Below are 25,602 nucleotides of genomic sequence, written 5' to 3' on the forward strand. Positions count from 1 at the left end.
TGACACTCTTAACTGATTTGTTTAGCCCCGGTGCTCATTCAGGGCCTTAGCCACTGCCGGGTGTACAAACTGACTGACATCTCCGCCCAGGCTCGAAATCTCGCGGATCAGCGTGGAGGAGATAAAAGACAATTGCTCCGCCGGTGTCAGAAAGATGCTTTCTGCCTGTGGCGCCAGCTGTCGATTCATATTCGCCAGCTGAAATTCGTATTCAAAATCCGACACGGCGCGCAGGCCACGCAGGATAATGTTCGCATTATGCTCTTGCAGCAGATCTGCCAGCAAACAATCAAAACCCACCACCTCAACATTGTCGAGATGGGCGGTGACTGTTTTTGCCAGCGCTACGCGCTCCTCCAATGATAACAGAGGGCGTTTTTTCGGGCTTGCTGCGACTGACAGGATAACCTTGTCAAACAGCCTGGCCGCGCGTTCGACCAGATCCGAATGTCCGTTGGTGATCGGATCGAATGTTCCCGGGTAAATAGCAGTTTTCATAGTTTGCTCAGCTGAATCTTTCTGCTCAAATATTAGCAACTTAGCAAGTGCGGCATGTTAGCCCAATTGCTGTAGGCGCACAAATACTATAATTGCATGTATTGATTTCTATCAGTTATAAAAAATATGTTTAATATGCGTTTTATCTATATTGATTGTAGGGCTTTTCCTCTCCCGGGTTTATCGTTCAGACGCATCCTGGCGGCCACTACAATCGTCACTGTGGCAAGCCTTGGCAGTGGTTGTCAATCGCTACAAAAGCTGGACCGGGGCATCTACAGGGTCGCCGACAGTGTCAGTGAGACTGATCAGGTCACGGGCCGGCGCAGCCTCAGTTTTGCTGCTCGCAGCGAACAGATTGCACAGGGTAACAGTTATATCGAAAAGTTACTGGCTGCTGAGACTAAAGCCGGACGCCCGGTTGATGCTGCACTGGACAAAAAACAGTACCTGCGCCTGATCAGGGTATTTGACCGGGTGCATGCGGTCAGTCACCTGCGCCGTGAGCGCTGGCAGCCGGTATTGCTGGACCGGGACAGTTTCAACGCCTTTACCACCGGGGGGACCTATATAGTGGTACACCGGGGCCTGATGCAGCAGTTGCAGAGTGATGACGAGCTGGCGGCGGTGCTGGGGCATGAGATTGCGCATACGGTGGCAAACCATGTCTTCGAGCGTCAGAGTCATGTGCAGCTGAGCACGCTGGCCGGTTCCCGGTCTGCCCGACGGGGCAGCTATCAATCAGCCTTTACCCATGAAAACGAACGCGAGGCAGACCGGATCGGTATTCTCTACAGTGCTCTGGCTGGATTTGACCCACTGGCCTCCAGCCGTATCTGGCAGCGTCAGTATATAAAGGAAGGTACAGGCCGGGCGCTGCGCTTCCATGACCACCCGGTCAATACTGAGCGTCAACAGGAGGCCGCCGCCGTTGGCCGAAAGGTAGCAGGCTATTACCGGGCCGGGCAGCAGAATCCGGCCTATCCGCAGTTATTACAAAGTAATGTGTTGTGGCGGCAAAGTCAGAGTGCGGCACCCGGTGAGGGCGGAGGGGTATCGGCATTGTTCGATACAGTGCTGGGGGCCTATGTTCAGCATCAGGTCGCGAAGCAGGAGGAGCGTCGCCAGGCGGCAGAAATCCGGCGAATCAAGGCGCTGGAAACACGATTGAAACAGCCACAGTTTAAAAAGGTTTCTGAACGACAACTCAAGGCCAGCTGGTATTACCAGGCGGGATCCCCTGAACTGCAAAGCGTGATCATGGGCCTGCTGGTAAAGCGCAATGAGCAGGTCGAGCGCTATATCGCCCATGTTCCGGGCCGGGTAACGGCTGGCCGGCGCTTTTCTGTGAGTTTCACATTGCCGGTCGGACTGACGGTTGATCAGCTGCAGCAGCTGCCGCTGAAGTTCTACCTGGATGATGCCCGTCAGGTGCTCTAGCGGCAGGCATTGTTCAGCGCAGGCCATCTATCACCGCGGGCGGGCGTGGATGTTGCGGTGGTGTGCTGATGTCGATGAACATTATCCGCAATATTGCCTCACCGGCAGTAAGATATTTCTGTCGAAGGCAATATTGCGGAACGTATTACGGTAAAGTAGTCGCCTGTTTCTTAGACAGCATGTCGCTGTTGATCAGACAGGCTCAGGAGGAGTATCGAAATGGCCCGGCGAACCAGGGAAGAAGCAGAGCAAACCCGACAGGCATTACTGGATTCAGCCCTACGCCTGTTTGCCGAGCAGGGGATTGGCCAGACCAGTCTGAAGCAGGTTGCCCAGCAAGCAGGAGTCACCCACGGGGCGCTGTACTGGCATTTCAGAAACCGCACCGATCTGGTGGCGGCACTTTATCAGGATGCGCGCTTGCCACTGGATGACCTTCATCTGGAGCAGCTGCAGTCCGCCAGTCAAAACGGGCTGGTAGCGCTGAAGGATTACCTGCTGAGCTGGATTGATCTGGTGTTGTCAGACCCGCATTGGAGACGGGTCTGGAGGGTGTTTCACCTGCAGTCCAGCGATCTGCCTGAGATCGAGGCACTGAAGCCGCAGCTGCGTGAGGAACGCGAGGAGTGGCTGGAACGCCTGCTTCAGCTGCTGAAAAAGGCCCGCAAACAGAAGCAGATCAATGGTAAGCCGCGTAACCGCAAAGATACGCTGGCGAATGAACTCTGCCTGATGCTGGCCGGCCTGATCAGCAGTAATCTGCTGCTGTCAGAGATCGCCGCCGCAGGACCCTGTAACGATCAGGTGATCTCTACTTACCTGAAAGGGCTGGCGAAGTAGGCCAGCCCGTGCGGCACGCTTAACTTATTTTACGCTGACGTCATACCAGGGTGTTGGGTTGATCGGGCAGCGGTAGCGGAAACCATTACTGCTGATCTCCACTGTCGTACTGCGGCTTTCGCCTGGTTCCAGCGGGAACATTTCCAGCCGCTCATGGGTTTTGGCATCCTGCAGCAGGAAGCCGACGACCTTCTTCGCTTTGTTAGTCACGACAAAGGTGTACTCACCGGGTTCCAGCCCGGCCAGCGTCTCCTCCGCAGCAAAGTAGCCGTTATATTCATCCAGATGGATCACTTTGGGGGTGGCCCAGGCAGAGGCCGCGCTCATCATCAATGCTATGGCGATCAGTAGGTTTTTCATCGGGTAGTCTCCTGTTGAACTGTAGAGACATTGTGCGCGGGCCAGCTTGTATCATCTATGATGATTAATCCAGAATATATGTCTGATCGTCTAGTGGCTGGGCGGATTCCTTTCCTTTAATCGGGCTTTTATGATGTTTGACCTTCTCAGCGATATTCTTGCCAACCTGCGGTTCGAGGCCAGCAGCTATTTCTGCAGTGAGTTTTCCGGTCGCTGGGGAATCGCCGGAGGCAGTGGCTGTCATGGTGAGTTTCATATCCTGCTGCGTGGCCGGGCCTGGCTCAGTGTCGGCGGGGCTGAGCCGCAGGTACTGCAGGCGGGGGATATCGTGTTGTTGCCCCGTGGCAGGCAGCATACTCTGGCCGCCGAGCCCGGTGCGGCGCTGGTGGATGGAGCCACGCTGGTGTCTGAGTTGCAGGGCGGTGTTAATCGATTTTCCGGCCCGGAGGCGGATACCACCCTGATCTGTGGCCGTTTCCAGACCCGGCGCCTGCATCACCCTTTTCTCAATAGCCTGCCGGACATGATTCATATTGGCGAAGCTTCGTCACCGATGCTGAAGGCATTGCGGCATGTAGTGCAAACCCTGGCTGCGGAGTTACAGCTGCAGCCGATGGGCGCGGCGCTGGTGCGGGACCGGCTGACGGAAGTACTGATTATCCAGTTGCTGCGGATCTATATTCTTGAACAGCAGCCCGGGGATTTTCTGGCGGCCTTGTCAGACCGCCAGATCAGTCGGGCACTGACACTGATGCACCGCGATATTACCCATCCCTGGACCGTCGAGTTGCTGGGGCAGGAAGTGGGGATGTCCCGCTCGGCCTTCAGTGATCGTTTTCATCAGTTGGTGGGGGTGCCGCCGATGGGCTATCTGCTGAACTGGCGTATGCAGCGGGCACAGGTCCTGCTGCAGGAGAGTGGTTGCAGTATGCTGGATATCGCGGAGCAGACCGGTTATGCCAGTGAGGCCTCATTTGGTAAGGCCTTTAAGCGGGTATATGGCATCTCGCCGGGACTGGTCAGGCGTCAGCATCTGGCTGACGGCGGTACAGCTGGTAGTTGACCTGTCCGGCTTGCTTCTGGCGGTGCGGCAGCCAATGGCTGGCAGCCTGGGCAGCGCCCGCTTCGCGTTCATTTTCCACATAGATCAGGGCATTCTCGCTGAGCAGCTGCTTTTGCTCCAACAGTGCGCAGCAGGGATTGACCAGTCCCTTACGAAATGGCGGATCCATAAATACGATATCGAACTGATCCGTCAGGTCGTCAGGCTGTTGTTCGAGCCAGTTGATCACCGAGGCCTGAATCACCTGCGCGTCGCTGCACTTCAGGGTGCTGAGGTTTTCCTTCAGCTGACGCACCACTTCGGGCGCCTGATCGATAAACGTGACCGAGGCCGCACCGCGGGATAGCGCTTCCAGCCCCAGGGCGCCACTGCCGCTGAACAGGTCTAGGCAGCGGGCACCGGCAATATCAAACTGGAGCCAGTTAAACAGTGTTTCCCGTACCCGGTCCGGCGTCGGACGCAGTCCCACGATGGCGGCGAAGGGGACTTTGCGGCTGCGCCACTCGCCGCCGATAATGCGCAGCATCTGGCGGCCCTGTGCTGGAGTTGAAGTGTTTGGGCGGCGATTCGGACGACGGGACATGGTGTTTTGGCTATCTGTTGAGGGTTGGCGGCACAAGGATGCTGATCTGACGCTCAGCTTGCAAGCCCTGACGGGCCAATTTCAGCAGATCATCTGCTGCTACCGCCTGTAGCTGGCCGACATACTGTTGCAGGCTCTCTGCCGGTAGGCGATAGAAGGCGATACTGCGCAGCGCTGCTGCCTGTTTGTCCGGCGTCTCCATCTTGCTCAGCCAGCCTTTGATCAGCTTATCCCGGCTCTGTTCCAGCCGTTCAGCTGTCAGTTGTTGTTGCAGCTTTGACAGTTTCCCCTGCGGGTCGCTGTCGCTGTGCAGGATCAGCAGCTGGTAACCCCGGTCTGCCAGCGCAGCCCAGCGCATACGGAACTCCAGCCCCATTCCGGCACCCTGCTGGCTCAGCAGGTCCTGCAGCAGCTGGGCGCTGATACGGTAACGGGCAAACTCAGGACTCTGGCGTGGCGGAATCTGCATGCCTAAAGCCAGATGATAGCGCTTATCTGCCGCACTTTCCCTAAGCTGGCTCTGTAGTGCCGGCTGGGTTGCGGGAGCCAGCTCGGTGCGCGGGGGATAGTGCAGGCTTTGTGTCAGTTGCTCGATACCCGCTTCGAGATCCGGGCCACTGAGGACAAAGCGTGGCTGCTCGAACATCTGACTGAAGCGGTGGCTGAGGCGGCGTAGCGGATCGGCATCCGGGTTATCACTGAGCAGGTCAAAAAAGCGTGCCTGCAGGCGCGATTCGGTATCCTGGCTGTTCAGATACTGCTTCGCCTTGAGGCGGGCAAAGGTGCTTTTCCAGTCCTGCCAGGCGACTGGTTGACCGAGGTGTTCCAGTATGGCCGCGATATCCGGGATGTTCTGCTCCTCAGGCCAGCTCAGGTGCAGTTCCAGCCGGTCCTGATAGCGACTGAATTCGACACCCTGTCCGGGGGCCAGGGAGAGTCCTTGGGAGCGGGCCTGGAGAATCTGCAACATCAGCTGCTGCAATAGCTGATCATTGCTGCTGAGCGCAGTATGCGTCGGTAACAGCAGGTCCAGCTGGCGTCGCTCGCTGTCATATTCCAGCGTATAGAGCGCACTGTCGGGGTAGTGATCGACTTCAAAAAATACCGATTCGTTCCGGCTGCTGTACGTCAGCAGAAAGATGGCCAGCGCACTGCCGACAACCAGCAGGTTAAGGTAAGTACGATTAAAGAGTGGCTTATATTCTTCTGCCATGGTGCGATCGGATCCCTGGTTTCAGCCACCTCAGTGCTTCTCTGCTGCAGCGGAGTTGTGCTGCGGCCGTGGCAAGGTGGCTGCGCAAAACAGCGGTATGCAGCGATCGGTTACTTATCCGCATTAACTGCACTGTGTTAGTATACCCGGCTGCAATTTAAGGTATTCAATGACAGATTGCTACGGTTCCCGTCCCGGCAGTCTGAACATCCGGACGCTCGCCTGAATCGCGCCGAGCGCCGCTTATGACCAATAAGGTTAAAGGTAAATCATGCTTAAAAAGCTGAAATCACTGTTTGGTGGTGCCGAGAAACAGGTAGAGAAGCCTGAATCCCCGGCACCGGAAAAGGAGGTCCAGCCGGAACCGGTGACACCGGCCCCTGCTGCCGAACCTGTAGTCGCAGACCCCCCCGCCGCTGAAGTGGCGACGCCTGCCGAGGAAAACGTCGCAGCCGCCGAGCCCGAACAGCCGGCTGTAAAAGCCGCCGAAATCCAGCCGACTGCTCCGGCTCCAGCTGCGGCAGAGCCTGCGCTTTCGCCGGTGGCTTCAGTCGAGCAGCCGAAAGAGAAGAAAGGCTTTTTCTCCCGGATCAAATCCGGCCTGAGCCGCACCAAAGCGAACCTGACTGAGCAACTCGGTAACCTGTTCCTTGGCGCTAAGGAGATCGACGATGATCTGCTGGAAGAGATTGAAACCCTGCTGCTGATGGCCGATGTCGGCGTTGAAGCAACCACCGATATTATCCAGCGCCTGACGGATAAGGTGCAGCGCAAGCAGCTGGGCGATGCTCAGGCTTTGCAGGCCGCCCTGCAGCAGGAGCTGCGTGATCTGTTGCAGACCGTCGAGCAGCCGCTGGAAGTGAAAACGAACGAAGGTCCCTATGTGATCCTGATGGTGGGCGTCAATGGCGTGGGTAAGACCACCACCATCGGTAAGCTGGTGAAGCGCTTCCAGGATGAAGGCAAGTCGGTAATGCTGGCCGCGGGTGATACTTTCCGTGCGGCAGCTGTCGAGCAGCTGCAGGTCTGGGGAGAGCGCAATGATGTGCCGGTAGTAGCCCAGCACACCGGCGCCGACTCGGCCTCGGTAATTTTTGATGCGGTGCAGTCTGCTCAGGCTAAGGGGATCGATGTACTGATCGCAGATACCGCCGGCCGCCTGCAGAATAAGGACAACCTGATGCAGGAGCTGGAGAAGGTGGTGCGCGTGATGCAGAAGCTGGCACCGCAGGCACCGCATGAAGTGATGCTGGTACTGGATGCCGGTACCGGTCAGAACGCGATCAGTCAGGCCAAGCACTTTAAGGAAGCGGTTGGCGTCACCGGTATCACCCTGACCAAACTGGACGGCACCGCCAAGGGCGGCGTGATCTTTGCTATCGCCAAGCAATTTGGCCTGCCGATCCGCTTTATCGGCGTCGGTGAGAAGATCGATGACCTGCGCCCGTTTGAAGCCGACGAGTTTGTGCGTGCCCTGTTTGAAGAATAACCGGTAGATAAGGCGGAGCCAGCGCTGATGGCGATGATCAGTTTTGAGCGGGTCAGCAAGAAGTACAGCAGTGGTCATGAAGCCCTGAGTAACGTCAACTTCACACTGGAGTCCGGTGAGATGGCATTTCTCACCGGCCACTCCGGGGCCGGGAAAAGTACCCTGCTGAAGTTGATTCTGTTGCTGGAGCGCAGTTCCCAGGGACAGGTGATGGTCAATGACCAGCGCCTGTCTGACCTGGGACGGCATCAGATTCCCGCCCATCGCCGCAGCATCGGTACGGTGTTTCAGAACCACCGTCTGCTGTTCGACCGCACCGTGTTTGATAACGTGGCGCTGCCACTGCAGATCAGTGGTTATGATCCACAGGATGCAGCCAGGCGGGTGCGTGCAGCACTGGATAAGGTCGGCTTGCTGCCTAAGGAACGGATGAATCCGCAGCAGCTCTCCACCGGGGAGCAGCAGCGCATCGGTATTGCCCGGGCCATCGTCAACAAGCCGAAGATCCTGCTGGCGGATGAGCCGACCGGTAACCTGGATCCCTATCTCTCTGAAGAGATCATGCGGCTGTTTATGGAGTTTAACCGTCACGGTACCACTGTCCTGATCGCCAGCCATGACCTGGCCCTGGTCCGCAGGATGCCGTGCCGTTTACTGACGCTGGAACAGGGGAAACTGATTCGTGGATAAGCCCGGTAAGCGTCCCTCTGGGGCGGTCCCTGTCCGTCCGGCCCAACGGCCGCCACAGCAAACCAAGCGACAATCTGCCGTACGCCAGCAACCCGCCACCCATGCTGAACGCAGTCGCGGTGCGGCCCGGCATAAGGTGGAGTTTTCCGATAAACGTCGCAGCTGGCTGCGCCATCATCTGGGTACCGCCCGGGAAGCTTTGCAGCGCTTACAGCAATCTCCCATCTCAACCCTGATGACGGTGGCGGTACTGGCGATCGCACTGGCCCTGCCGGGCTTTTTGCTCACCGGGCTGAAAAACCTGCAGCAGCTGGGGAGTAACTGGGGCGGAGAGCCCCGGGTATCGCTGTACCTGCAATCCTCGCTGGATGATCAACAGGCCGACCGGTTTAGTCGATCCCTGTTGCTGCGGGATGACCTGCTGGCTGTGGAGCTGGTCAGCCGCGAACAGGCCCTGCTGGAGTTCAGTCAGAGCTCCGGTCTGGGCGATCTGCTGGGCTATCTGGGAGAAAACCCGCTGCCGGCCACCATCCTTGTATTGCCGAGAGAGACCAGCGCGGCTGGCCTGAGCGCTATACAGCAGCGCCTGCAAGCGCTGCCTGAAGTGGAAGAGGCGGTGCTGGATCTGGCCTGGGTGCAGCGCCTGGCATCGATTGTCGAGTTGCTGAAACGGTCTGCATGGGTACTGGGCGGGCTACTGGCCCTGACGGTGCTGCTGGTGGTCGGCAATACCATCCGGATGACCATCGGTACCCGGCGTGACGAGATTGAAGTGGCTAAACTGGTGGGAGCCACCGATGCCTGGGTGCGCCGGCCGTTTCTCTATACCGGCTTCTGGCTGGGGCTGATTGGCGGTGTCACGGCCTGGTTGCTGATCCAGCTCAGCCTGATGCTGATCGATACTCCGGCACGCCAGCTGGTCGCCCTCTATCAGGGGGAGTTTGAATTGCTGGGACTGGGCTGGGTCGGGAGCTTTATCCTGTTACTCAGCAGCCTGATGCTGGGCTGGCTAGGGGCCTGGCTGGCTGTTGCCAAGCATCTGCGCGAAATCGAGCCTGAATAGCGATCCGCGGTGCCGGCAGCAACAGTTTGTTGCCGCTATAGACGCTTCCCTCAATTCATAAAACCTTCATACTTGCACTTTAGTGTTCCGCTGGTTATTTTAACCGGTCCCCACACTATAGTAGTGTGGGTTACGTTGTTTAATCGTGGAACTATTCTGAATTCAATAAGTCACATTAGAGAATTCTAAAGTAGCAACCGTCAGAGGTATCAATGGGCAAAAGTCTGCTAGTACTCGAGAACCTGTCACCGGGACGCAATCTGGATGCATATATGCAGTCTGTGAGTGCTATTCCTGTGCTAAGTGTTGAGGAAGAGCGCGAACTGACAGAACGTCTGCATTATCAGGAAGACCTGGATGCGGCACGCCGTCTGGTTATGTCCCACCTGCGATTTGTTGTTCATGTTGCCAAGTCTTACTCCGGCTATGGTCTGCCGCTGGGCGACCTGATTCAGGAAGGTAATGTCGGCCTGATGAAGGCGGTGAAGCGATTTGATCCAACCGTTGGCGTGCGACTGGTTTCGTTTGCCGTCCACTGGATTAAGGCGGAGATGCACGAATTTATCCTGCGTAACTGGCGGATCGTCAAAGTGGCGACTACCAAGGCGCAGCGCAAGATGTTCTTTAACCTGCGCTCGATGAAAAAGGGCCTGGGCTGGATGAACAACGACGAGGTCGAAGCGATTGCGGCTGACCTTGGGGTTGATGCTAAGGTTGTGCGTCAGATGGAAGGCCGTATGGCGGCTTCCGATACGGCGTTTGATGCGCCGGTCAGCGATGACGATGACAGCGCCTACCAGGCACCGGCCAACTACCTCGAAGATCATTCTGCTGACCCGGCTCATCAGGTTGAGCACCAGAACTGGGAAGAAGACTCCCAGCGTCGCCTGATGCAGGCGATGGGCGAGCTGGATGAGCGTAGTCAGGATATTCTGGCCCAGCGCTGGCTGAGCGAGGATAAGGCCACTCTGCACGAGCTGGCTGCCAAATACCAGGTGTCGGCTGAGCGTATCCGCCAGCTGGAAAAGAACGCGATGAAGAAGATTCGCGTCACTATGGAAGCCTGACCGGGCTGAGCGCCGCACCGTTTCTGAAAAGCCGCCGCAGGCGGCTTTTTTGTGCCCGGACAATTCTCCGGGCTGTGGTGCCTTAGATCCTGGCGACAGATTCTGTATAATTAGCGCTCTTTTGGGGTGACGGATGACAGCTCGACATTTCCTCATGATTGCAGCCCTGAGCGGGCTTCTGGCGGTGGCGCTGGGCGCATTTGCCAGTCATGGCCTGAAAGGGATGCTGGAACCTTACCTGCTGCAGGTATTTCAGACCGGTGTTCAGTACCAGTTTTACCATACCCTGGCATTGCTGGCGGTAGCCCTGCTGCCGCAGCGCCCGGCTATTCGACTAGCGGGTTGGGGTTTTATCAGCGGTATTGTGTTATTTTCCGGAAGTCTTTACGTGCTGGCGCTGAGCGGCGTCCACTGGCTGGGAGCGATCACCCCTCTGGGCGGATGTGCTTTCCTGACCGGCTGGGGCGCTCTGTTCTGGGCCGCTTTTAAATCAGACAGGAACCAGATTGATGCAGATTCAACTCAACGGTGAAGCACACTGTTTGCAGGACGGTGCTCATATCAGTGACCTGATTGAGCAGCTGGGCTTTACCGGCAAGCGTATTGCGGTGGAACTTAATATGGAAATTATTCCGCGCAGCGAACATCCTTCAACCACGCTGAACGATGGCGATCAGGTTGAAGTCGTACATGCGATTGGCGGCGGCTGATCCTTCGCGCCGTCCCGATTGCAGTACAGATCAAACAATAACAGGTTAGGTGGTAAACAGATGTCACAGCTACAGAATGATGCACTGGTGATTGCCGGTAAAAGTTATAACTCCCGCCTGCTGGTAGGTACCGGCAAGTATAAGGATCTCGAGGAAACCGGACGGGCGATTGAAGCCAGCGGTGCCGAGATCGTCACTGTGGCGGTGCGTCGTACCAATATCGGCCAGAACCCGGGCGAGCCTAACCTGCTGGAAGTCGTTTCTCCGGATAAGTACACCATCCTGCCGAATACGGCTGGCTGCTATACCGCCGATGACGCGGTACGTACCTGCCGCCTGGCACGTGAGCTGCTGGACGGACATAACCTGGTGAAGCTGGAAGTACTGGGTGACCAGAAAACCCTGTATCCGAATATGGTTGAAACCATCAAAGCCACTGAAACCCTGGTTAAGGACGGTTTTGACGTGATGGTGTACTGCAATGATGATCCGATCGTTGCCAAGCAGCTGGAAGAGATGGGCTGTGTCGCGGTCATGCCGCTGGGTTCCCTGATCGGGTCCGGCCTGGGTATCCTTAACCCGCACAATATCCGTATCATTATGGAAAGCGCGAATGTGCCGATCCTGGTCGATGCCGGTGTGGGTACCGCATCTGACGCGGCAATCGCAATGGAGATGGGGTGCGAGGGCGTATTGATGAATACGGCAATCGCGGCAGCGGGCGATCCGATCCTGATGGCTTCAGCGATGAAGAAAGCGATCGAGTCCGGCCGTGAAGCGTTCCTGGCGGGGCGGATGCCACGTAAGAAATACGCCAGCGCTTCTTCGCCGATGGAAGGCACCATCGTTTAAGCGATGACGTCGGTCCGGACAGGAAAGCCGGACCCTTGCTATAGTTTCTTCAGCCCGGCCTGACGCCGGGCTGAGTTATTTCAGGTAATACAGAAAGAAAGATGACAGAAGAGCAGATGACTGCGCCAGAAAACGGCGATGAAGCAAAACCGATGCGCAAGATCCGCAGCTTCGTGCTGCGTGCTGGCCGCATGACAGAAGGTCAGCAGCGGGCAATGGATGATGCCTGGCCTAAATATGGCCTGAACCTGTGTGATGGCCGTATCGATCCGGCTGAGGTATTTGGCCGTGAGGCGCCGCTGGTGTTGGAGATCGGTTTCGGCATGGGCGATTCCATGATCGAGATGGCCAAGGATCAGCCGGAGAAAAACTACATCGGTATTGAGGTTCATACGCCGGGTGTGGGACGACTGCTCAATAACGCCACCGAGCTGGGACTGGAGAACATCCGCGTTTACCGTGAGGATGCGATCGAAGTACTGGCCGACTGTATTCCTGACGGCAGCCTGGACACCCTGCAGCTGTTCTTCCCGGACCCATGGCATAAGAAGCGCCATCACAAGCGCCGTATCGTGCAGCCGGCGTTTGCCCAGAGCATTCGTAAGAAGCTGAAGGTCGGCGGTGTCTTCCATATGGCGACGGACTGGGAAAACTACGCAGAGCATATGATGGAAGTGATGAATGCGGCGGAAGGCTACCAGAACGTGGCCGGTGACAGTCAGTATTCACCACAGCCCGAATGGCGTCCGGTAACCAAGTTTCAGAAGCGTGGTGAGCGTCTGGGACATGGTGTCTGGGACCTGATGTTCGAGCGCATCAGCTGAGTGCCTGCATGCCGAATAAAAACGGGAGCCTTGGGCTCCCGTTTTTGTTTTTCGCCTTTGGCTTATCGCTTAATGCCGCAAGCTATCGGCTGACCTTCTTACTGCGCCGGCTTTTTCACCATCACCTGCACCGTGGCTTCCACGCGGCGGTTGCGCTGACGGCCGTCGGCCGTGCTGTTGTCGGCAATCGGCCGGGATTCGCCATATCCCACCGCGCTGAGGCGGGATGGATCAATGCCGAAGCTGGCAATCAGTGCCCTGGCGACGTTTGCGGCACGGCGCTGTGACAGGTCCAGGTTATAGGCGGCAGTACCGTTGCTGTCGGTATGGCCCTCGATTGTCACGCTCACCCCGGGATCGCTGGCCAGCAACTCGGCGGCCTTCTGGAAATCATCCTGGTACTGGGCGCGGATCTGGTCGGAGTTATTGGCGAACTCGACCCGTAGGTTGTAGGTGATCGGTTCCAGCAACTCGATAATACAGCCGGTGGCATCGACTTTGGCGCCTCTTGGCGTATTGGCGCAGCGGTCGCGGGAGTCGACCACGCCATCCCCGTCACTGTCGTACTCACAGCCATTCGGTTTAACCCGGGCACCACGAGGCGTGTTCGGACATTCATCTTTCGGGTCTATGACGCCGTCCATATCACTGTCGCCCGGAGGTTCAGGCTTGATCTCGTCGCAACCCTCTACCTGGGTACCTGGCCGCCAGCCGGAGGTACGGAAGCAGTTGCCGCTGCCGTCGCGGAGGAAGGTGTTATCCGAGCTTTGGAAGTAGACACCATGTGCCTGTGCAAATTGGCCGGCGCCTAACAGGAGTGTGCCGGACAGAGTCAGGAGTAGGAGTTTCTTCATTATTAGTATCCTTATGCTCTGTAGTTAAAGGAATATCCTCCACCCTGCCGGTCTGGCCGGAGATTGAGTGGTTGTTTCTGGAGATTCCGTTCAGGCTTCCGCAGGCGTCCCCTTCTTCATTTTCCACCTGGTACCCGGAAGGCACGATCAATCTAGAGCAAAGAAACTAATAATAAAAACTATAAATTTTTGTCAAAAATTAAAAAATATTTTGTTAATTGCCTGACGTCGCAGTACTCCGGGGCTTGAAGCTTGCCCACGTTTGCCACAGGTACTTCATCGCTTGGTATAGATCAAAATGTGAACAGTAGGCAAATATGAGCGTTCAACAATTCTTCTGAATTTGCCGGAGCAGGGGCTTTTTAGCTCCGGGTGAATTGAACGAACAGCGGATAAAATCAGGATATTTTGCCAAAACAGGCGATAATTTCGTCGATAAGCTCGATTTTGGGTGAGCGTAACGGATACACCGCATAAGCGCTGTGTTCGATCACCGGGGCGTCATTGACCTGATGCAGGCGAGCCGCTGCCAGCTCCTCCCTGATCATCGATCGGGGCAGATAGGCGCTGCCTCCCATATGTTTGATATAACCGATCGCCATCTTGGCATTACTGAGGCGGGTATGGGGTTCCGGCATATCCGGAAACAGGCGCCGGTGGGTCAGGTTGTGGCCCAGTCCCCAGTCGACCATCAGGTAGTTTTCGTGCAGGGCCGCATCCAGTGTCAGCCCCGGCTGGTCGGAGACCAGTATCAGCTTCAGCTCACCAACCTTGCAGATTTGCAGTACTTCCAGCTGGGCCGGTTCCAGCATAAAGGCGATATCCAGCACGCCGTCCAGCAGTTTGCGGGTGAGCAGCTCCGGGGTGTGGGACTCGACACTCAGGGCGACATCGGGACGGGCACTCCGGAATTGATAGAGCCACTGCTGTAACAGCGCATCCCAGAGGCGCAGGCTGCCTCCGACGGAAATCTGGTGTGTGGCACCGCCAGCGGTGACTTCCTGCCGGGCATTACGCCACTCACTGAGCAACAGGTCGGAGTGGCGCATCAGACGGTGGGCTTCCGGTGTCAGGCGGATCTCTCGTTTACTGCGATCGAACAGACTGACGCCAAGCCGGCCTTCCAGCTGTTTGATGCGGGCGCTGACGGCTGCCTGAGTCAGGTGCAGTGCCTCAGCGGCCTGACCAAAATGGCGGGTGCGGCAGACTTCGAGAAAGGTGCGTAAAAGTTCGAGATCCATAGGGTGGTCGCTTCGGGCGGCTGTGAAGAGAGTGCTGCAGTATAAACTGCGGATGTACCCGGCAGCTATGCCGGGCCTGCCAGAGGTACGGATAGGGGGAGTGGATAGGAGGGAATGGATAAGCGGGGCCGTGGCGAACCGGCCCCGGGAATGCCCGGGGGAGGGCGCTGCAGCGGACCGTGGGGTGAGGGTGGGCTGTCCGCTGTAGTCAGTTGTCGGCTCAATGGCAGTATTTGCCTTTATGGTGCTTGCCCTTAGCGCCGAAGCCGCCATCCTTCGACTGCCATTTCTCGCGCATGGAGGCCAGTTTGGTCATCTGCTCTTCGGTCAGCAATTTACTCATCTCCTCGCGCTGGCTGGCACGCATCTTCACCATCTCGCCGGCATGCCGGGCGGCCTGTTCAGCATAGCGCTCCACTTCGGCAGCGTAGTTAGCATCATTCGGGTTCAGCTGATAAAACGCCTGGCGGCTTTCTTTGTGCTCTTTGTGCAGCGTTTGCATCTGCTCTTTGTTGGCAGACATCAGCTCCTTAACCTGATCACGTTGCTCGGTGGTCAGGTCCAGTTTCTCGGCCATTCGGTCGAAGTAGCGCATGCCGTCGGCAATAGCGGTACCCGCGATGCCCAGTGTAAGAATGGAAGCGGTAACGATGATAAATTTACGCATTTTGCTGTGCTCCTGTTGTGAAGTTCGATGGCTGTATTGTGGTGCGGGGCAATGCAAAGTTGGGTTGCGAAGGTGTAAAGAAAGGTAAAGATTGGTTTTCCGGCTGGGTTTTGGCCGGAGAAGTCATATCATGATGCTGAGACAGTTCAGGAGCGGAAGATGGCTATGGTAACGCGGATTCTGATGGTGGATGACGACCGGGAGTTGTGCGAGCTGCTGGGAGATTATCTGCATAACGAGGGTTATACGGTCGAGTTTGCACATGATGCTGAAGAAGCATCCGAGCGGCTGCAGCGGGCGGAGCGCTATCAGCTGATGGTGCTGGACGTGATGATGCCGGGACGCAGCGGGCTGGAACTGTTGCAGTCGATCCGTCCGCGCCTGACTCTGCCGGTGATTATGCTGACCGGCCGTGGTGAGGATATCGATCGTATCCTCGGGCTGGAGATGGGGGCCGATGACTATCTGGCCAAACCCGCCAATCCCCGTGAACTGCTGGCCCGAATCAAGGCCGTGCTACGCCGGGCCCAACCGGTTGCCCGTGGCACCCTGTTTCCGGACCGGATCGTTGAAGCGCGGGGGGTAGTACTCGATCCGGGCCAGCGCCAGGTCTCGGTCAAGGGGGAGAATATCGATTTCACCGGGGCCGAGTTCAATGTACTGGCCTATCTGATTAACAATGCCGGAGAGGTTTTAAGCAAAGAGCAGCTGACTGAGCTGGTATTACACCGGCCCCTGTCGCCCTATGACCGGGCGCTGGACGTACATGTCTCCCGGGTGCGCCAGAAGCTTGCCAGACAATTGCCCGATGAACTGATCAAAACCCACCGGGGTGTTGGCTACCAGTTTCTGAGAGGTGATGCTTGAGGTGGTATAAGCGACTGTTCTTTAAAAGCTTTCTGATCGTCTGGCTGACCAGTTTCCTGCTCCTGGCAATGGCGGTGGTGGGTGTCAGCCTGGTGGCAGAGAAAGATAATATGCGGCAGTTGCTGGAAGCCCGCAGCCGGGGGATCGCCGAACGGATTATCGAACGCTATGAGCGGCGGCTGGTGCTGCGCGGTCAGTCAGGTAGCCTGGCGCATTATGAAGAGCGGAATGAACACCATAGCCATAGATGGCATGAACGGCGCTCGCCAAGGCCGAGGATCTGGGAGCCCGTGACCCAGTTGCGGATTGTCGATCTGAAGAGCGACAGGGTGATTAAGGGGCCGCCACAGTTTCGTAACCACCGGGCTGAGGTGATCGATTTCGAACTGCATTCGGCTGCAGGACGCCGTTACCGGGTTGAGCTGGAAGTGGACTGGAAGCGCTCACCGCTGCGACGCTTTATCGGTTCGGTGCTGTCGTTACAGTTGCTGTTGATCCTGCTGGTGTCGGCGGTGGCCGGACTGTTACTCAGTGCCATTATCGTACGTCCGCTGAACCGCCTGCGTAACTCGGTGCAGGCCTTGTCGCAGGGTGAGCTGGAGATCCGGGCCGACGAGAAGCTCTGCCTGCGCGGTGACGAGCTGGGCGAGCTGGCCCGGGAATTCAATCGCATGGCGGATTATGTCGAGCAGACGCTGGGTTCCCATCAGCGTCTGCTGCAGGATGTCTCCCATGAACTGCGGGCCCCGCTGGCCCGGTTGCAGGCCGCGGCCGGGCTGGCGGAGCAGAAGTGGGGGCAGGAAGAGCGTACCGTACAGCGTATTAACCGCGAATGTGAACGCCTTAACCTGCTGATCGGTGAGATCCTGTCGCTTTCCCGGCTTGAGAGCCAGGGGAGTGAAAGTCAGCCGATTGATCTGGCGGCACTGCTGGGACAATTGCTGGAGGACTACCGTTTCAGCCATCCGGGGCGTGCCTTTAGCCTGGATATCGCCCAGCTGCCGGAAAGTTGTCGGGGAAATCAGGGCCTGCTGGAACGTGCGCTGGGCAATGTTATCGGTAATGCCTGCAAACATACCCCGGAGGGCAGCGCGATCGACCTGAGTGTTAAAACATTGCAGGGGCAATCTGTCATTCAGGTGCGTGATCATGGTCGCGGTGTGCTTGAGGCTGACCTTAAGCGCCTGTGCGAACCCTTCTATCGCGGTAACAGCGGGGAGGAGGGCTATGGCCTGGGGCTGAGTATTGCACAGCGGGCAATGTCCCGGTCGGGAGGCCGCCTGAGCCTGGAAAACCATCCGGACGGAGGCTTGCTGGTGACACTGTGGCTGAGCTGACGAGGGGGCATTGCTATGGCAATGTTACTCTCCGCCAGCCCCGGTAAATCTGATGTGCGGCCGGGTGAAATCGCTGTTGCTGTAGCCCGCACTGCGCCAGAGCCGGGTATCCGGCTGCAGCAGGATCTGGTCCAGCGGCAGGTTACAACTGATCAGCGGACTCTGCAGCTGCTGCATCATGCGCTGGCAGAGTGTGCTGTCGTGACTGAACAGGCCGGCGACCAGCAGCTCCCGGTCCTGATTGACCAGTTCAATCGCCTGCTCAGCGTCGGCAACCCGGACAACCTGCAGCAGCGGGCCAAATACCTCTGTTTCCGGTAACTGATTGAGATGACTGATATCGATGATGCCGGCACTCAGCAGGCATTCATTGTCCGGCGCCGGTTGCATGGGCAGCAGCAGGTTTCCACCCCGCTGTTGCAGCTGTGTCTGGCGCTGCAGTAACTGCTGCGCCGCCCGGGCGTCGATGATTGTCCCCATAAAGCCGAGGGCCTGTTCCTGCTGCAGCGTCTCAATGCGCTGTAGCAGTTGTTGCAACAGCTTGTCTGCCGCCTCCGAGCGATCGATCAGCAGCCGACGCGCCGCGCAGCAACGCTGCCCGGCACTGCGAAAGGCCGAGCTGATAATGGCTTCCGGCCAGTGCTCATCAGGCATCCGGCTGTCGATAAAGAGGCAGTTGTTGCCACTGGTGTGCAGCTGCAGTGCCACTCCAGGCCGCCCGGCCAGCAACTGGTGCAGTTGCAGGGCATGACAACGCTGGCCGCTGAAGTGGATACCGTCGATCTGCTCCTGTTGCGCCAGTCCGAGAGCGACTTCGGGGCCGCCCTGCAACAGGTTGATCACGCCGTCCGGCAGGTCCGCCTTCAGCCACAGGTGCAACATCAGTTCAGCGCAACGGGGACAGTGTTCGCTGGGTTTGAAGATCAGGGTATTTCCCGCCAGCAGTATCGGGATCATGGCGCGCAGCGGCGAGATCAGCGGCTGGCTGAATGAACTGATCAGTACGATTACGCCGCGAGGCTGGGGAATCTCTCCGTTTTCGGCGGCCGGGACCAGGTGCTGTTCGATCAGCTGTTCCAGGCTTGTCAGTTCCTGCCGCGCATCGGCTGCGGTCTGTCCGCTCTCCTGGGCCAGGGTATCGCTTAGCAGCAGGCGGTGCGCCTGTATCTGGCGCAGGAACTGTTGCAGCTGGAAGCCGCGCTGCTCCGGGGTATGCTGCCGCCAGTGCTGCAATGCCTGACGCGCACTGTGTACCGTCTCGGCGATCTGCTGATGGCTGGCCGCCTGGCCCTGCCAGATACGGCTGTGATCGGCAGGATTAAGGGATTCGAAGACCGGGCCTTCGCCATCGGTCCAGTTGCCGTTGATCAGAAGGGATGAGTGCTGGTGCATACTGCTCTCCTGTGGCCGCTGTGGCCGCTGTGGCGGCTGATTCAGCTGGCGGTGAGCTGAGCCAGCGCTTCTTCCAGGCAGCTCAGGCCCAGTTCAATCTCCTCACGCGGAATCAGCAGCGACGGCGAAAAGCGGATCACATCGTCACCTGCCGTGAGGATGAGCAGGCCCTGGGTCATCGCCTGGCGCCGGATCTCCCCGGCCCGGCCATGCCATTCCTGCTTGAGTACGCAGCCGAGGAGCAGGCCGCGCCCGCGAATATCCAGAAACAGGCCAAAGCGCCGGTTGATCGCCTCCAGCCCTTCCCGAAACCAGAAGTAACGTTGCTTTACGTCCTGCAGCAGCTGTGGATCGCTGACCTGTTCCAGCACCCGGGCGGCGATACTGCAGGCCAGCGGATTGCCGCCGAAGGTGCTGCCCTGGGTGCCTCGGCTCTGGCTGCTGGCGACTTCGCTGTGACAGAGCATGGCGGCAATGGGAAAACCACCACCGAGGCCGTTGCCGGTGGTGAGAATATCCGGCACCACGCCCAGTTTCATATAGGCAAACAGGGCGCAGCAACGGCCATTGCCGGTCTGGGTTTCGTCAAAGATCAGCAGGGCTTTGTGCTTATCACACAGCTCCCGTGCGCCCCGTACAAAGGCCGGGTCGGCCGGGAAAACGCCGCCTTCCGCCTGAATCGGCTCCAGCAGGACGGCACAGCAATGGTCATCCAGTACGGCGGCCAGCGCATCGAGGTCGTTATAGCGGCATTGCCTGAACAGTCCCGACAGGGGCGACGTTTCGGCCGCAGGATCGGCGGCGGCGCTGGTCATCAGGGTATGGCCGTGGCTGGCGCGGTTAAAGGTGACTATGACCTGCTTATCGCGGTGCCCGCGCTGCAGGCTGTGGCGGCGGGCCAGATTCAGAGCTGCCTCCACGGCCTCTGCGCCGGAGCTGGCGAAAAAGACCTTTTCCGCAAAGGTGGCGGCACAGAGCTGTTGCGCCAGTTTCAATGCGGGCTCGTTTGACCAGTCATTGCCCGGGTGCCAGAGCCGGCGGGCCTGGTCTGTCAGCGTCTGTAGCAGATCAGGGTTGCAGTGACCCACGCAGGCACTGCCATCGGCGGCGGCAAAATCGATATACTCCCGTCCCTGCTGGTCCCAGACGCGGGAACCGGCGGCACGACAGGGGATAATGTCGGCGGGGCTAAAGGCCGGAACCATTACCTGATCATAGGTATGGCGATCTACATGATGTCTCATCGGGGCTCCCGACAGTTTTCCCGGGGAACAGTGCAGCAGGCCGGAGCACCGGAATGGCGGGCCTGAGGTGTTAGCTATCTACAGTGTAGACTCTGCGGCGGGCGGGCGTTATTCAGCTACAGCACGGGCTGGACAGGTTGAGGCGGTTATTGCGCAGCGGCAGTTCACAGTAGCGGCTGTGGTAGCAGATCTGGCAGTAGTGCTGGCAATCGCGGTAGCTGGCCAGCAGCACATCGAGCTTCTTCGGGGCTTCAAACAGGAACCCCTGAACCTGCTGGCAGCCGGACTCCTGCAGGAACTGCAGCTGGGCCGGCGTCTCGACACCTTCCGCCACGACTTCCAGGCCTAACTGGCGGGCCATAACGATAATGGTTGAGGTGATGGTCATATTATCTTTGTTGTCCGGCACCTGATGCAGGAAGGAGCGATCGATCTTGAGCAGGTCGAAGGGCATCTTCTGCAGGTAGCTGAGGGAGGAATAGCCGGTGCCAAAGTCGTCGATGGCCAGTGAGATACCCATACGCTTCAGTTCGATCAGGATCTTGTTGGCGTGCTCGATGTTCTTCATCAGTGCGCCTTCGGTGATCTCCAGCTCCAGCCAGCGCGGCTGCAGCCCGGCATCGTCCAGCGCCTGGGTAATCGTTTCCAGCAGCAGGTCGCTGTCCAGCTGGCGGGTAGAGAGATTCACCGCGACCTTGAGTGGCGGCAGGCCCAGGTCCTGAATCCGCTTGGCGGCGCGGCAGGCTTCCTGTAGCACCCATTTGCCGATCGGGATGATCATGCCGCTCTCTTCGGCTTTACCAATAAACTTATCTGGCGCAATCATGCCCTCTTCGGGATGATGCCAGCGAATCAGTGCCTCCAGTTTGCGGATATGACCGTTGTTGGCGTCAAGCTGGGGCTGGTAGACCAGATAAAACTGATCCTGTTGCAGTGCCTGGCGCAGGTTGTTTTCCATCACCAGTGCCTGACGGGCCTTATGGTTCATCTCCTGCCGGAACAGGGCGTACTGGTTACGGCCTTTCTGCTTGGAGTGGTACATCGCCAGGTCGGCATTGCGCAGCAGGTGGCTGACACTCTGACCGTCAACATGAATGATGGCGACGCCGATACTGACAGTTACCATCAGTTCCTGTGGCCCGATGCGGATCGGCTGGGCCTGCAGCTCCAGTATCTCCTGAGTCTGGCGCTCAATATCGGCGACTGAGTCGTAGCCCTGCAGCATCAGGGTGAATTCGTCCCCGCCGAGGCGGAAGACCTGGCTGCTTTTATCGGTGCAGAACTTCAGGCGTGAGGCGACCGTCTGCAGCAGGATATCGCCGGCATCATGGCCCAGGGTATCGTTGATCTGCTTGAAGTGATCCAGGTCCATCAGCAGCAGGGCACTGACCCCTTTGGGCGGCGCCTTCAGCACCCGTTCCAGCTCCTGCTTGAAGTTGCGGCGGTTACCCAGGTTGGTCAGCGGATCGAAGAATGCCAGCTGCTCCATCTGTTGCTGGTGTTCTTTCAGGTGGGTGATATCTTCACTGACGGAGACGATATTGACGATGCGGCCATTGCTGTCGTGGATCGGCGAGATCGACTGCAACGCCCAGTAAATACTGCCGTTCTTGCGTTTATTCTGCAGCATTCCGCGCCATTTGCGACCGCCCAGCACGGTTCGCCATAACTCCTGATAGACAGTGTCATGGGTGTGCTCAGAACGCAGAAAGCTCGGATTACGGCCGGATATCTCTTCCCGGTTGTAGCCGGTAATATCGCTGAAGCGGCCGTTGGCATATTCAATATCTCCGCGGGCATCGGTAATCAGTACCGCACTGCCGCTGTTTTCGACCGCATTGGAGAATTTCTTCAGCTCCAGTTCCCGCACCATCATCGGAGTGACATCCAGCATCACCGCTGTCACGGCGATAACCGCCCCCTGCGCATCCAGCAGCGGGGCAAATTCCAGATTCAGTTCCAGATCGCCGTGGGCGCTGATCAGTTTCAGGTGACACTGGTGGTGCTTTTTTTGCTGTTCGAACAGTGCCTTCACCTCAGGCCTCAGCACCTGCATCTCGTCCGGTAGCAGCGGGCAGCTTTCCGTACTCATCGTCGCATCGGGCCACAGCAGGCGCTTCGCCGCGTTATTGGCCCGCAGGCAGCGCATTTCACGGTCAATGGAGATCAGTCCAAGCGATGAGTCAGCAAAGGCGGAAAATATCATATCGCTGTAGCGGAAAAACTCGTCAGGGTTGAGGGGGCGGCGCATATCCATTGCTCTGTTTAATCTGTTTTTATTATCTATTGAATAATATACAGATTATATTTATTGGGATGTTTGATCTAGTGCAACTATCGTCGTGCAATCCCAGATAAAAGCGGGTGTTGGCGCGCTTTTGCGTGGTTTTTAATTAACCCGCCTGAACGCTGTCTGACGGGCACAAAAAAAGCACCCGAAGGTGCTTTTTGTCAGGACGCTGGCTTTACAGTGCGTCAGGTCCGGCTTCACCGGTACGGATACGGATAACCTGTTCCAGTGGCATCACGAAGATCTTGCCGTCACCGATCTTACCGGTATTGGCTGTCTTGCTGATCGCCTCAATAACCTGGTCCAGCATGTCGTCATCGATCGCGACTTCAATCTTAACTTTCGGCAGGAAGTCCACTACGTACTCTGCGCCACGGTAGAGTTCAGTATGGCCTTTCTGGCGACCGAAGCCTTTAACTTCAGTCACGGTAACACCCTGAATGCCGATCTCGGACAGAGCTTCGCGGACGTCGTCCAGCTTGAACGGCTTAATAACCGCAGTGACCAGTTTCATAACGTTCTCCCTTAAGTGGATCAGCCTGATTGGCGTCTGCCCTGCAGACCTCAGGCTTATGCTAACGGATAAGCAAAATTGCGCCTAGTATAACCAGATTTCAGAAGATGCGCATATTTTGCATAATTTGTCGCCGGTAAACAGTAAATCAGCCTGCAAAACGGGCTGATTGCAGCTGAAATTGTTAAACGCAAAAAGGGCGCCGTAGCGCCCTCAGGTCTTGCACCGGGTTTACTTAACGGACGTGAACTCCGGGTATGCTTCCATACCGCACTCCGCCAGGTCGACACCGCTGTATTCTTCTTCTTCGCTGACACGGATACCCATGATCGCTTTCAGGGTGAACCAGACTACCAGAGAGGCGGCGAATACCCAGCCGAAGATAGAAACGATACCCAGCAGCTGAGCACTGTAAGTGGCATCGGCGTTGTTCAGAGGAACCGCCAGCAGGCCCCAGATACCGACAACACCGTGCACTGAGATAGCACCGACCGGATCATCGATCTTCAGTTTATCCAGGCCGATGATGGAAACCACCACTAGTGCACCACCTGCTGCGCCCACCAGGGTAGAAGCCAGTGCGGAAGGTGACAGCGGATCTGCAGTGATCGCTACCAGGCCAGCCAGGGCGCCGTTCAGGGCCATGGTCAGGTCCGCTTTCTTGAACAGCAGACGGGCAACCAGCAGGGCGGCGATAACACCACCGGCCGCCGCCGCGTTAGTGTTCAGGAATACTTCAGCAACTGCGTTGGCATCTTCGATGTTGGAGACTTTCAGCTGAGAGCCACCGTTAAAGCCGAACCAGCCCATCCACAGGATAAAGGTACCCAGTGTTGCCAGCGGCAGGTTGGCACCCGGAATGGCGAAGACTTCACCATTCTTACCGTACTTGCCTTTACGGGCACCCAGTACCAGTACGCCAGCCAGTGCAGCGGCGGCGCCGGCCATGTGTACGATGCCGGAACCGGCAAAGTCAGAGAAGCCCGCTTCGCTCAGGAAACCGCCACCCCAGGTCCAGTAGCCTTCAACCGGATAGATGAAACCGGTCATGACCACGGCAAACGCCAGGAATGCCCACAGCTTCATTCGCTCGGCCACGGCACCGGAAACAATCGACATGGCGGTGGCGACAAAGACAACCTGGAAGAAGAAGTCGGAGCGGCTGGAGTAATATGGCGCGTCATCGCCACCGGCCAGCACGGCATCAACCGAGTTCTCTTCACCGATCAGTACGCCGAGGTTTGGCAGTATGCCGCCGGCATCGGAGCTGTACATAATGTAGTAGCCGCACAGCAGGTACATGGTACAGGCGATCGCATACAGGGCGATGTTCTTGGTCAGGATTTCGGTGGTGTTCTTAGCGCGTACCAGACCCGCTTCCAGCATGGCAAAGCCTGCTGCCATCCACATCACCAGCGCACCGCAAATCAGGAAATAAAAGGTATCCAGTGCGTACTTGAGCTGCGTCAGATCGGCAGCAGTTGAATTCAGAAGTTCTTCCATTGGTGGCCCCTCCAGAAGGAAAATAATCTTTGTTTAAAGCGCTTCGTCGCCGGATTCACCGGTACGGATACGGATAGTCTGCTCCAGCGGCATGACAAAAATCTTGCCGTCACCGATCTTGCCTGTCTGGGCTGCCTGGCTGATGGCATCGACCACCTGGTCGACCAGCTCGTCGGACACGGCGGCATCGACACGTACCTTGGGCAGGAAATCCACGACGTATTCGGCACCGCGGTACAGCTCGGTGTGTCCTTTCTGGCGACCGAAGCCTTTCACTTCAGTCACGGTGATACCTTTAACGCCGATATCGGACAGTGCTTCGCGCACATCGTCCAGTTTGAACGGCTTGATAATGGCGGATATCAGTTTCATCTGGTCTTCCCCCTTGATGAACTTTGTGCCTCAGCTTGAGGCGTAGAACCTTGTCGCCCTAACAGGCTTGATTCGGATTGGTTAGGCTTGGTTATGTAATAGCGAAAGCTATGCCAGATTTTTTAAGTGCTTATTTTTCAGTGGTTTAAGTTGTTTCGGTGGGGAAGGGATACAGCCCTGGTGCAGGAAAAAGCGATCTTGCTGTGCACTGTGCGAGTGCATGCCCTGATTTGGTGCGCTGATTTAATCGGGCCTGAACCTGATATAGTGCAGCTATATATCCAGTGAATGTGAGGAAAAGATGATTAATCAGAAACTGATCGAAGGACTGACCGAGCAGTTCAGCCAGTTGATGAGCGGACAGGGCGCGCTCCCGGGACAGGAAGCGATGAAACAGCAGATCAGCGCTATCCTACAGGGTACCTTTAATCGTATGGATCTGGTGACCCGTGACGAGTTTGATGCCCAGGCCCTGGTGCTGCAGCGTACCCGCGAAAAGCTGGACGCGCTGGAGCAGCAGATTGCCACGCTTGAAACCGCCATGGAACAACAGGGAAAACAGGACTCGTAACCGTTGACCTGATTCAGGGGAGCCTGGCAGCGGGTTCCCGTTCTGTGATCCATTTGCA

At 57.5% G+C, this 25,602-nt stretch carries 27 protein-coding genes; 14 read left to right on the forward strand and 13 right to left on the reverse strand.

Features of this window, described 5'->3' with window-relative positions:
• Positions 1-21: 21 nt before the first annotated feature.
• The gene (gene coaD / locus Q354_RS0117465; protein WP_027858721.1) at positions 22-498 is read right to left on the reverse strand and encodes a pantetheine-phosphate adenylyltransferase; all 477 of its coding nucleotides are present in this window, start codon (positions 496-498) and stop codon (positions 22-24) included.
• 222 nt (positions 499-720) lie between these two features.
• On the opposite strand from coaD, the gene Q354_RS0117470 reads away from it, so the two are divergent.
• Both Q354_RS0117470 and Q354_RS0117475 read left to right on the forward strand, forming a co-directional pair.
• Positions 721-1,938 (forward strand): M48 family metallopeptidase, encoded by a 1,218-nt coding sequence (locus Q354_RS0117470; RefSeq protein ID WP_245601074.1) that lies wholly within the window; start codon positions 721-723, stop codon positions 1,936-1,938.
• Positions 1,939-2,157: 219 nt separating this feature from the next.
• Complete coding sequence (locus Q354_RS0117475) at positions 2,158-2,778, forward strand: TetR family transcriptional regulator (protein WP_027858723.1); 621 nt, start codon at positions 2,158-2,160, stop codon at positions 2,776-2,778.
• Positions 2,779-2,802: 24 nt separating this feature from the next.
• Here Q354_RS0117475 and Q354_RS0117480 read toward each other — a convergent pair whose 3' ends face one another.
• Positions 2,803-3,138 (reverse strand): hypothetical protein, encoded by a 336-nt coding sequence (locus tag Q354_RS0117480; protein WP_027858724.1) that lies wholly within the window; start codon positions 3,136-3,138, stop codon positions 2,803-2,805.
• A gap of 133 nt (positions 3,139-3,271) precedes the next feature.
• Between Q354_RS0117480 and Q354_RS26330 the strand changes: the two genes are divergently transcribed.
• Positions 3,272-4,201 carry an AraC family transcriptional regulator gene (locus Q354_RS26330; protein ID WP_169828908.1) on the forward strand — a complete coding sequence of 310 codons (930 nt, stop codon included), beginning with the start codon at positions 3,272-3,274 and terminating at the stop codon, positions 4,199-4,201.
• Here Q354_RS26330 and rsmD read toward each other — a convergent pair.
• Entirely contained in the window at positions 4,158-4,727 is a 570-nt protein-coding gene (rsmD, locus tag Q354_RS0117490; protein ID WP_245601075.1) for a 16S rRNA (guanine(966)-N(2))-methyltransferase RsmD, read from the reverse strand. The two genes, Q354_RS26330 and rsmD, sit on opposite strands and share 44 nt — an antisense overlap.
• Before the next feature lie 67 nt (positions 4,728-4,794).
• A complete protein-coding gene (locus Q354_RS0117495) occupies positions 4,795-5,997 on the reverse strand; it encodes a peptidase M16 family protein (RefSeq protein ID WP_027858726.1) in 1,203 nt (400 codons plus the stop codon).
• 271 nt (positions 5,998-6,268) lie between these two features.
• Between Q354_RS0117495 and ftsY the strand changes: the two genes are divergently transcribed.
• From ftsY to trmB, 8 genes are all read left to right on the forward strand, one after another.
• Positions 6,269-7,486 (forward strand): signal recognition particle-docking protein FtsY, encoded by a 1,218-nt coding sequence (gene ftsY / locus Q354_RS0117500; protein ID WP_027858727.1) that lies wholly within the window; start codon positions 6,269-6,271, stop codon positions 7,484-7,486.
• A gap of 33 nt (positions 7,487-7,519) precedes the next feature.
• A complete protein-coding gene (ftsE, locus tag Q354_RS0117505; RefSeq protein ID WP_027858728.1) occupies positions 7,520-8,176 on the forward strand; it encodes a cell division ATP-binding protein FtsE in 657 nt (218 codons plus the stop codon).
• The gene (ftsX, locus tag Q354_RS26335; protein WP_084332653.1) at positions 8,169-9,239 is read left to right on the forward strand and encodes a permease-like cell division protein FtsX; all 1,071 of its coding nucleotides are present in this window, start codon (positions 8,169-8,171) and stop codon (positions 9,237-9,239) included. The genes ftsE and ftsX overlap by 8 nt, the downstream gene beginning before the upstream one ends.
• Positions 9,240-9,451: 212 nt before the next feature.
• Complete coding sequence (rpoH, locus tag Q354_RS0117515; RefSeq protein WP_027858729.1) at positions 9,452-10,306, forward strand: RNA polymerase sigma factor RpoH; 855 nt, start codon at positions 9,452-9,454, stop codon at positions 10,304-10,306.
• Positions 10,307-10,439: 133 nt separating this feature from the next.
• A complete protein-coding gene (locus tag Q354_RS0117520; RefSeq protein WP_027858730.1) occupies positions 10,440-10,838 on the forward strand; it encodes a DUF423 domain-containing protein in 399 nt (132 codons plus the stop codon).
• Complete coding sequence (thiS, locus tag Q354_RS0117525) at positions 10,816-11,016, forward strand: sulfur carrier protein ThiS (protein WP_027858731.1); 201 nt, start codon at positions 10,816-10,818, stop codon at positions 11,014-11,016. The genes Q354_RS0117520 and thiS overlap by 23 nt, the downstream gene beginning before the upstream one ends.
• A gap of 60 nt (positions 11,017-11,076) precedes the next feature.
• The gene (locus Q354_RS0117530; RefSeq protein ID WP_027858732.1) at positions 11,077-11,868 is read left to right on the forward strand and encodes a thiazole synthase; all 792 of its coding nucleotides are present in this window, start codon (positions 11,077-11,079) and stop codon (positions 11,866-11,868) included.
• 101 nt (positions 11,869-11,969) lie between these two features.
• Entirely contained in the window at positions 11,970-12,692 is a 723-nt protein-coding gene (gene trmB / locus Q354_RS0117535; protein ID WP_027858733.1) for a tRNA (guanosine(46)-N7)-methyltransferase TrmB, read from the forward strand.
• A gap of 98 nt (positions 12,693-12,790) precedes the next feature.
• Here trmB and Q354_RS26340 read toward each other — a convergent pair whose 3' ends face one another.
• The 3 genes from Q354_RS26340 to Q354_RS0117550 form a co-directional block, all read right to left on the reverse strand.
• The gene (locus tag Q354_RS26340) at positions 12,791-13,546 is read right to left on the reverse strand and encodes an OmpA family protein (protein ID WP_051560243.1); all 756 of its coding nucleotides are present in this window, start codon (positions 13,544-13,546) and stop codon (positions 12,791-12,793) included.
• Between the two features lie 398 nt (positions 13,547-13,944).
• A complete protein-coding gene (locus Q354_RS0117545) occupies positions 13,945-14,787 on the reverse strand; it encodes a LysR family transcriptional regulator (protein ID WP_027858734.1) in 843 nt (280 codons plus the stop codon).
• Between the two features lie 220 nt (positions 14,788-15,007).
• A complete protein-coding gene (locus Q354_RS0117550) occupies positions 15,008-15,454 on the reverse strand; it encodes a Spy/CpxP family protein refolding chaperone (protein ID WP_027858735.1) in 447 nt (148 codons plus the stop codon).
• A gap of 159 nt (positions 15,455-15,613) precedes the next feature.
• Between Q354_RS0117550 and Q354_RS0117555 the strand changes: the two genes are divergently transcribed.
• Positions 15,614-16,321: a response regulator transcription factor gene (locus Q354_RS0117555; RefSeq protein ID WP_027858736.1), complete on the forward strand. Its 708-nt coding sequence runs from the start codon at positions 15,614-15,616 to the stop codon at positions 16,319-16,321.
• Positions 16,318-17,658, forward strand: coding sequence for a HAMP domain-containing sensor histidine kinase (locus Q354_RS0117560; RefSeq protein ID WP_027858737.1), 1,341 nt, complete (start codon positions 16,318-16,320; stop codon positions 17,656-17,658). The genes Q354_RS0117555 and Q354_RS0117560 overlap by 4 nt, the downstream gene beginning before the upstream one ends.
• A gap of 24 nt (positions 17,659-17,682) precedes the next feature.
• Here Q354_RS0117560 and Q354_RS26345 read toward each other — a convergent pair whose 3' ends face one another.
• The 6 genes from Q354_RS26345 to glnK (Q354_RS0117590) all read right to left on the reverse strand — a co-directional run bounded on the left by Q354_RS26345 (position 17,683) and on the right by glnK (Q354_RS0117590) (position 24,973).
• Positions 17,683-19,050: an aldehyde dehydrogenase family protein gene (locus Q354_RS26345; RefSeq protein WP_051560244.1), complete on the reverse strand. Its 1,368-nt coding sequence runs from the start codon at positions 19,048-19,050 to the stop codon at positions 17,683-17,685.
• A gap of 41 nt (positions 19,051-19,091) precedes the next feature.
• Positions 19,092-20,294, reverse strand: a complete 1,203-nt coding sequence (locus Q354_RS0117570) for an aminotransferase class III-fold pyridoxal phosphate-dependent enzyme (protein WP_027858738.1) — start codon at positions 20,292-20,294, stop codon at positions 19,092-19,094.
• A gap of 112 nt (positions 20,295-20,406) precedes the next feature.
• The gene (locus tag Q354_RS26350) at positions 20,407-22,545 is read right to left on the reverse strand and encodes an EAL domain-containing protein (RefSeq protein WP_169828909.1); all 2,139 of its coding nucleotides are present in this window, start codon (positions 22,543-22,545) and stop codon (positions 20,407-20,409) included.
• A gap of 214 nt (positions 22,546-22,759) precedes the next feature.
• Positions 22,760-23,098 carry a P-II family nitrogen regulator gene (gene glnK / locus Q354_RS0117580; RefSeq protein ID WP_027858739.1) on the reverse strand — a complete coding sequence of 113 codons (339 nt, stop codon included), beginning with the start codon at positions 23,096-23,098 and terminating at the stop codon, positions 22,760-22,762.
• 231 nt (positions 23,099-23,329) lie between these two features.
• Positions 23,330-24,601 carry an ammonium transporter gene (locus Q354_RS0117585; RefSeq protein WP_036230364.1) on the reverse strand — a complete coding sequence of 424 codons (1,272 nt, stop codon included), beginning with the start codon at positions 24,599-24,601 and terminating at the stop codon, positions 23,330-23,332.
• Positions 24,602-24,634: 33 nt separating this feature from the next.
• The gene (gene glnK / locus Q354_RS0117590; RefSeq protein WP_027858741.1) at positions 24,635-24,973 is read right to left on the reverse strand and encodes a P-II family nitrogen regulator; all 339 of its coding nucleotides are present in this window, start codon (positions 24,971-24,973) and stop codon (positions 24,635-24,637) included.
• 301 nt (positions 24,974-25,274) lie between these two features.
• On the opposite strand from glnK (Q354_RS0117590), the gene Q354_RS0117595 reads away from it, so the two are divergent.
• Complete coding sequence (locus tag Q354_RS0117595; protein WP_027858742.1) at positions 25,275-25,544, forward strand: accessory factor UbiK family protein; 270 nt, start codon at positions 25,275-25,277, stop codon at positions 25,542-25,544.
• The last annotated feature ends 58 nt before the right edge of the window (positions 25,545-25,602 follow it).

This window comes from Marinobacterium jannaschii DSM 6295 (assembly GCF_000620085.1).
GTDB lineage: Bacteria > Pseudomonadota > Gammaproteobacteria > Pseudomonadales > Balneatricaceae > Pontibacterium > Pontibacterium jannaschii.